This window comes from Streptomyces albus subsp. albus, from assembly GCF_000719865.1.
In the GTDB taxonomy this organism is placed as follows: Bacteria; Actinomycetota; Actinomycetes; order Streptomycetales; family Streptomycetaceae; genus Streptomyces; species Streptomyces albus_E.
The window spans coordinates 90,637-97,984 of sequence record NZ_JOID01000023.1 but is presented as its reverse complement, the minus strand read 5'-3'; the positions used below and the strand labels follow the sequence as shown (position 1 = coordinate 97,984).

General features: G+C 71.7%; 5 protein-coding genes. 2 read left to right on the top strand and 3 right to left on the bottom strand.

Going from position 1 to position 7,348, the window contains the following annotated elements:
• Positions 1 to 719: 719 nt before the first annotated feature.
• Positions 720 to 1,496 (top strand): class I SAM-dependent methyltransferase, encoded by a 777-nt coding sequence (locus IF83_RS0122760; protein ID WP_030547053.1) that lies wholly within the window; start codon positions 720 to 722, stop codon positions 1,494 to 1,496.
• A 179-nt stretch (positions 1,497 to 1,675) separates the two neighbouring features.
• Here IF83_RS0122760 and IF83_RS0122755 read toward each other — a convergent pair whose 3' ends face one another.
• From IF83_RS0122755 to IF83_RS0122745, 3 genes are all read right to left on the bottom strand, one after another.
• The gene (locus IF83_RS0122755; protein ID WP_030547051.1) at positions 1,676 to 2,332 is read right to left on the bottom strand and encodes a cellulose binding domain-containing protein; all 657 of its coding nucleotides are present in this window, start codon (positions 2,330 to 2,332) and stop codon (positions 1,676 to 1,678) included.
• Between the two features lie 212 nt (positions 2,333 to 2,544).
• Positions 2,545 to 3,477, bottom strand: a complete 933-nt coding sequence (locus IF83_RS0122750; RefSeq protein ID WP_030547049.1) for an extracellular catalytic domain type 1 short-chain-length polyhydroxyalkanoate depolymerase — start codon at positions 3,475 to 3,477, stop codon at positions 2,545 to 2,547.
• 200 nt (positions 3,478 to 3,677) lie between these two features.
• Entirely contained in the window at positions 3,678 to 5,033 is a 1,356-nt protein-coding gene (locus IF83_RS0122745) for a cytochrome P450 (RefSeq protein ID WP_030547047.1), read from the bottom strand.
• A gap of 759 nt (positions 5,034 to 5,792) precedes the next feature.
• Here IF83_RS0122745 and IF83_RS0122740 point away from each other — a divergent pair.
• Positions 5,793 to 7,343, top strand: a complete 1,551-nt coding sequence (locus IF83_RS0122740; RefSeq protein WP_030547045.1) for a Re/Si-specific NAD(P)(+) transhydrogenase subunit alpha — start codon at positions 5,793 to 5,795, stop codon at positions 7,341 to 7,343.
• Positions 7,344 to 7,348 lie beyond the last annotated feature (5 nt).

Sequence of the window (7,348 nt, the reverse complement as noted above, 5' to 3'; positions counted from 1 at the left end):
CCGTCACGGACGGTAATACATCCAGGTCCACGGGCTGGAACCACCCGAACGAGTGACCGAAACCGGACCCGGGAACTCCACCCCCGACCCACACCACACCCCCCCTGCACGCCTGCCGGCGGTAGCCCGCCACGACGGCCCGAACGCCCGACAGCGTCGGCGGCTGTGCCTCGAAGCTGCCCATCGGTACCGATGCGCTCGCCCGTGACCGCCCCGCCGACCGCCATGAATCGGTCGCCGGGAAAGCCCCGCCCCAACCCTGGCCGAAGATCCCCGGCGCCCCGCCCCCAACTGCAGCGGCCCCCGTCGCGGCAGCCCACGACAGCCGCTCACCACCGCCACCACCGCCACCACCGCCACCACCGTCAGCCCGCCATGACGACGGGACAGCAGAAGAACACCGACGCGTGTCGGGGCACGACGCGACACGCGTCCCCTCCGGGGCGTCATCACGCCGGTGATCAACCGCCACCAGTCACCGGCACCAGCCACGCCATCGCGTTTCGAACCGACCCCGGCGGCATAAGGCCCCGGATAGACGACCGACCACGGGCCAACCCCCGGCACGGATGCCGGAACCCCCACCCCAAAACCCCCGCCGGACCGCGACGCACCCGCCACCACCACCGCGCCGCCCACCCGGCGCCGGAGGCGCTGTCTGGCGCACATGTGACCACTGGGCTGCGGTGTGGGCTGAGGCCGGGTCCTAGGCTGCGGCGATGAAGCGTGTAACCGATGTGCCCGACCGCCTCGCCCAGCCGCCTGCGGATCCGACCCGGGCGAACGACTACGACAGCTTCGCCGAGGCCTACTCGGCGGAAACCGAGAACAACCTCGTGAACGCGCACTACGAGCGGCCCGCGATGTTGGCCCTGGCCGGAGACGTGACCGACCGTCGGATCCTGGACGCAGGCTGCGGGTCGGGCCCCCTGTCCGCCGCACTGCGCGACCGCGGTGCGGCCGTCACCGGCATCGACGCCAGCGCCGAGATGGTGGCGCTGGCCAGGCGGCGACTCGGCGACAACGCAGCCCTGCACGTGGCCGATCTGCGCGACCGCCTGCCGTTCGCCGACGCCGCGTTCGACGACGTAGTCGCATCGCTGGTGCTGCACTACCTGGAGGACTGGGGCCCCACGCTGGTCGAGTTGCGGCGCGTACTCAAGCCCGGCGGGCGGCTGCTCGCATCAGTGGACCACCCTTTCGTGGCCTATACGATTCAGGATCCCCGGCCGGACTATTTCGCTGCCACCGATTACGCCTTCGACTGGACGATCAACGGACAGTCCGTCCCGATGAAGTTCTGGCGCAGGCCGCTGCACGCGATGGCCGACGCCTTCACCACCGCCGGATTCCGCCTTTCCGTCATCAGCGAGCCCCAGCCCCATCCTGCCGCCCGTGAACTGTTCCCCGACGGCTTCCGTGGCCTTTCGACCAAACCCACCTTCTTGTTCTTCGTCGTCGAGGTACCGCCCTCGGGCACCAGCTCGGAGAACTGACCAGACCGTCGCTGACCGTCGCCGACCACGAGCAACGCCTGCCGAAGCCGGACGACCAGGGCGGAACCCAATGACGGGGCGGCACCGGCGCTCCCGGTCCCGCCCCGGTCCCGCCCCGGTCCCGCCTCGTCGCACGGCGGCACGGCGGCACGACGGCACGACGGCACGACGGCACAACCTCAGTGCACGTAGCAGACGTTGGCCTCGGCCGGCGGCGGAGTGCCGTTCTTGACGTAGAAGCCGAACGTGGTCGACTCGCCGGGCTCCAGCGTCCCGTTCCTGTCGGTGTTGCCGAAGGCGACGGCGAGGCCGTAGCCGCTCAGCACCGTGCGCCAGTGCTTCTCGATGTTCGCGTCGGGCGAGATGGACGAGTGCACCATCCAATTGCCGATCTCCGTCTCACCGGAGTTCGTCACCGTCACCTTGGCGCGGTAGTCGTCACCCTTGGCAGTGATCTTCACCTTCGCGGCGCACTTCCCGCCCGCGCTCGCGGAGTGGCCCTCGTGGCCGGCGTCCTGTGCCTTGCCGTCCGCGGGCTCGGCCTGTTCCCCGTGATCGGTGTGCTCGCCGTTTCCGCCGCCGCCGGGCTGCTCGCCGGACTTCCCGCCGGGTTCGGTCCCGGTCCGGGCCTCGGCCGCGGACCGTGCGCCCTCGGCGGCGGTCTTCTCACCGGCGCCGCCGGAGTCGCCCGAGCCGCCCGTGAACACCGCCAGAAGAAGGACGGGCAGGGCGACCAGCAGGCCGAACAGTGAGAGCCTGCGCCACAGGCCGCTCCGGGTTCCGGTTCCGGAGTCGCCGCCTTCGTTCGCGCGCCAGGTTCTCAGGGATCGCTTCATGGGTGGTGCCTCTCCCTTCGGGGGGTGGAGATCCGGCGCGCGTGGGGGACGGAATGCCGCCGGACCAGAGCTGTGGGAGCGCTCCCAGAAAGGTAACCGCCCAGCCCGCTCAGGGAAATGCCCGGGGCGAAAGATGATGTGGCGCGCCCCGGTCCGGCTGCCCGCTCCGCTCCCGCCGAGCGGAGCGGGCAGCCGCTTCCACCCCCGGTCCCTCAACCGGAGATACCGAAGAATTCGACGGCCGACTCGGCCATGCCGCCCATCGGCAAGCTGTGCCCGGCGCCTTGGACGCTGATGGATTCCACCTTCACCTCACCGGCCGTGTCGGCGAAGCGCTGGCGCGACCAGTTCGGCTGCGGCTGGTCGGTGGAGGTCGGCGTGGTGCTCAGCCCGAACACGTTGGTCCACTGCTTCATTTCCTCCTCCAGGAGCTGGAAGGGGATGAGCGTGTCGTTGGTGCCGTGCCAGAGCTGCACGCGGGGGCGGTCGCCGGTGTGCTCCGGGTACGCCCGCCGCACCGCGTCACCCCACTCCTGCGGGGTCCGGCGCATGTTGCCGTTGACGCACTTGCTGGTCATGGGCGGGAAGTCGGCCTCGTTGGCGAAGCAGGTGAACGGGACGCCCATGAACACGGTTCCGGCCGCGAACACGTCCGGATAGAGGGCGAGGAGGGTGTTGGTCTCCATGCCGCCGGAGGAACTGCCGGTGACGAAGACCCGCTCCGGGTCGCCGTTGTAGCGCTCCTGCGCGTGGCCGACCATCGAGACGATCGAGGCCGGATCGCTGCCGCCGCCGCGGCGCTTGGACGCGTCGGACCACACGTCGAAGCAGTTGGACATCGCCGTCTGCTTCGTCGCGGTCGGGTAGACGACGATGAATCCGTGACGGTCGGCCAGCTGTCCGAACCCGCCCGACTGGTGGAAGCCCGGCCCGGACCCGCCGCAGCCGTGCATGGCCACGACGACCGCCGGCCGGTCGGGGAGGGAGTCCGGCACATACAGGTGCATCCGCAGGTTGCCGGGGTTGCTGCCGAAGTTGGTCACCTCCACCAGCGATGCGGCCGACGCCGGTGAGGGGGCGGAGATGCCCGTGAGGAAGAGCAGCAGGCTGCCGGCCACAGCCGCCAAGAGGGATCTGACGCGCATCGTGTGCCTCCTGTGGGGGGAGTTGGGGCACAGACGTTAGACAGTTTTCTGGCGCGCAACAATCAATTGCCGAAGTTCGATCCCAGGTTGGCCGAAGGGCGTTCCGCGGCCGTTGGATTCTCGCCATGCTCGAGAAGCGTGGCGCGGCGCGGCGGGGACGGGGACACCCGGGTGGCGGTGGGCCGTCAACCCTCCGCCGGTCAGTGGACGGCGAACCGCACGCCGAACGGGTTGAACGTCGCCGGGAGCGGTCGCCCCGGCTCCGGGCGGAGCCGTGACACCAGCTGGTACACGAGCCCTTCCCCCAGCATCGCCGCCAGCCAGGTACTGGTGTGCAGCAGCACGATGTTCTCCCCGGGGCAGACCCCCGGGCCACCGCTGAAGGGGATGAGCGCCGGGTCGGCCCGGGCACGGCCGTCGAGCCACATGTCCGGGCTGAACCGGTCGGCGTACGGGGCATACGGGTCGCCCCGGTGGAAGTACGGGGCGTGGGCGAGGACGGTGGTGCGGGCCGGCACGGTCCGTCCGCGCCACTCGACATCCTCGGTGGTCTGCCGCAGCACGGCGGGGGTCGTCGGCCAGAGCCGGACGGTGTCCAGTACGCAGGCTCGCAGGAACGGCAGCGTCCGCGGCCCGCCCGGGTCGGTGCCGGCGATCTCGTCCCGAGCGCGTCCGCCCTCCTCGGGGTGGGTGGCGAGCAGCGCGAGGGTGCGGAGGACGGTCATGCCCGCCGCGTCGAAGGCGAACAGCCAGTGCGCGATCTGGCTCAGCGGATCGGAGCCCTGCTCCTCCGCGTGCGCGAGGGCCGCCGCCGCGAGGGTGTCCGGGCCGGCCGCCTCCGCCCGCTGCCGCAGATGGTCCAGGAAGCGGGCGCGCAGCGCGCGCCGCCGGGGCAGCAGGACGGACCAGTTGGCCGCCTCGCGGAGCCGCCCCAGTTCGCCGGTGAGCCGGTGGTCGTCGCGCGCGGCGTCGCCCAGGACGGTGCGCCGTACCGTGCGCCACCAGCTCACCGCGAACGCGTCCCAGGCCAGTTGCCCGGTGACGGCTCCCCGGTCGGCCAGGAGGCGGGCCTCCTCGCGCACGGCGCGGACGACGGCAGGGGCGAGATGGTGCAGCGGCCGGTGGATCTCCAGCGCCTCCTCGTTGAGGCGCCGCCGGGACGCGCGCTCCGTTCCCCGGGTGATCAGCGAACCGTGCGGCTGGAACTGGGAGAGCGCGCCCCGCTTCTCCCAGGAGGCCGGGCTGAACGGCCGCGGCGTCCCGTCGAGTACGCGGCGCACGTCACCCGGGTCGAGGAGGAGCAGCAAGGGGCGGCCGGCCAGGCGCATCGGCAGCGGGCCGTCGCCGTGCCGTTCGCGGAGCCGGCGGAGGGACGCGATACTCCGGCGGTCGAGCTGGAGACGCTCGGCGAGGGCCATGCCGCGGGGCCGCCGTTTGATCACTCCTGTGGAGAGGAGCGGCAGCAGGACCTCGGCGGTGAAGCGCAGCCGCTCCGCCGTGCCGGCCCGCCGAGGTGCGGCGGAGGTGGTGGGCTCGGGTGCGGTGGACGGCGGCATGGCGGCTCCGGCTCGGTCGGCGGGCGTACGGTCGGCGGGCGGGATCCGGGCGGTCCGGCAGTCCGGCAGTCCGGCAGTCGGGCAGCCCAGCCGCTCCAGCGGCCCGAGCGGTCCGAACGGCCGGATGACCGGGCGGTGCGCCCGGCACTCCCGTGCGCTCCCGGCCGTCCGGCGTCCGGCGTCCGGCGTCCGGCGTCCGGCGTCCGGCGTCCGGCGTCCGGCACATCCTGCGGAACCCGCCGGACGGGCAGCGAACAGACAGACGGTCAGTCAACCGATCGGCCGAACCGGAAGCCCGCCGGGCTTGTCCGGATACCCGGCGCTTCGGCAGGGAAACGGTCCCGGAAGCGGGCCGTCCGGTTCGGGGCGGTCCGTCCTTCCCGGTGTCTCATTCTGCGGTCGGTCCGGCCGTGAGTCCTGCCACATGGGCCGGTTGGCCCTTCCCCGCACGACCCGCTCTGTGGCCGCTCACAGAGATCGGAACACCCTGGTGTGCGCCTGTTCCGGCCCCCGGCGCTCCCTTGCCCCGTGCGAGATCACCGGGCTAGCCTGCCCTCGCTCGTGACCCGTCAGTAGGTTCCGCTGTCCGGATCCGCCAAGTGAGGGCCTGCTCGGCGCGAAGCTGCCAGGGCCTTTGTCAAGGACGACATCCGGCCATCACGACGGACAACGCGGATCTCATCACACATCCCTCCGGCCACTCGAGTGCAACCGCACCGGGGAGGACCCGGAGGAACGTCACAGAAAGAGGTCGGATCGATGGTCCAACGGCTCGGTGTGGTCGCGGAGTCGGCCACAGGGGAGACGCGGGTCGCCGCGACCCCGGACACCGTGCGCCGGCTGATCAGCCTCGGCTACGACGTCCTGGTCGAGTCGGGTGCCGGTCAGCGGTCGGATTTCGCGGACGAGTTGTACGCGCAGGCCGGCGCGAAGATAGGCAGCCGTGAGGATGCCTGGCGGTCCGATGTCGTCCTGAAGGTCGATCCACCGGCTCCGGAGGAGGTCGGCCTGCTGCGGGACGACGCGACGCTGATCGGCCTGATCGGCCCCGCTCTGCGCCCGGAGCTCGTCGAGACGCTCACGCAGCGTTCGATCACCGTCCTGGCGATGGACGCGGTGCCGCGCATCTCCCGGGCCCAGTCGCTGGACGTGCTGAGCTCGATGGCCAACATCGCCGGCTACCGCGCGGTTATCGAGGCGGCCCACCGGTTCGGCCGGTTCTTCACCGGCCAGGTGACGGCGGCGGGCAAGGTGCCGCCGGCCAAGGTGCTGGTGGCCGGTGCGGGCGTGGCCGGGCTGGCGGCGATCGGCGCCGCCAAGGGCCTCGGCGCGGTCGTCCGGGCGACGGACCCGCGTCCGGAGGTCGCGGACCAGGTGCGCTCGCTGGGCGGGGATTTCCTCGCCGTGGAGGTCGAGCAGGAGGCGAGCGCCGACGGCTACGCCAAGGCGACGTCCGAGGACTACGACCGGCGCGCCGCGGAGATCTACGCGGAGCAGGCCGCCGAGGTCGACATCGTCATCACCACGGCGCTCATCCCCGGCCGCCCGGCGCCCCGGCTGCTGACGGCCGAGCACGTGGCGAGCATGCGGCCGGGCAGCGTGATCGTCGACATGGCCGCCGCGCAGGGCGGCAATGTCGCGGGCTCCGTCGCGGGCGAGGTGGTCGTGACGGACAACGGCGTGACGATCATCGGCTACACGGATCTGCCGGGCCGGCTGCCCGCGCAGGCCTCGCAGCTCTACGGAACCAACATCGTCAACCTGATGAAGCTGCTGACGCCGGGCAAGGACGGTCAGGTCGTCCTGGACTTCGACGACGTGGTGCAGCGGTCGATGACGGTGGTCCGCGCGGGAGAGAAGACGTGGCCGCCACCGCCGGTGCAGGTGTCCGCCGCCCCGGCCGCGCAGCCGAAGCCGGCGGAGGGTGCGACGCCCACGGCGGAGAGCAAGCGCAAGCAGCCGATGCCGCAGAGCCGCAAGCTGGCGCTCGGTGGTCTGGTCGCGCTGGGCCTGTTCCTGCTGACGGCGGTCTCGCCGAGCCAGCTCGCCGGTAACTTCACGGTGTTCGTGCTGGCCATCGTGATCGGCTACTACGTCATCGGCAGCGTGCACCACGCGCTGCACACGCCGCTGATGTCGGTGACCAACGCGATCTCCGGGATCATCGTCGTCGGCGCCCTGCTCCAGATCGGGCACGGGAACACCGTCGTGACCGTACTGTCGTTCGCCGCGGTCCTGCTGGCGAGCATCAACATCTTCGGTGGCTTCGCGGTCACCCGCCGCATGCTCGGCATGTTCTCCAAGGACTGAGGCCT

Bases quoted from the DNA above. Each gene is read 5' to 3' on its own strand.
- IF83_RS0122740 (WP_030547045.1), top strand. From the start codon at position 5,793: ATGGTCCAACGGCTCGGTGTGGTCGCGGAGTCGGCCACAGGGGAGACG.
- IF83_RS0122760 (WP_030547053.1), top strand. From the start codon at position 720: ATGAAGCGTGTAACCGATGTGCCCGACCGCCTCGCCCAGCCGCCTGCG.
- IF83_RS0122750 (WP_030547049.1), bottom strand. From the start codon at position 3,477: ATGCGCGTCAGATCCCTCTTGGCGGCTGTGGCCGGCAGCCTGCTGCTC.
- IF83_RS0122755 (WP_030547051.1), bottom strand. From the start codon at position 2,332: ATGAAGCGATCCCTGAGAACCTGGCGCGCGAACGAAGGCGGCGACTCC.
- IF83_RS0122745 (WP_030547047.1), bottom strand. From the start codon at position 5,033: ATGCCGCCGTCCACCGCACCCGAGCCCACCACCTCCGCCGCACCTCGG.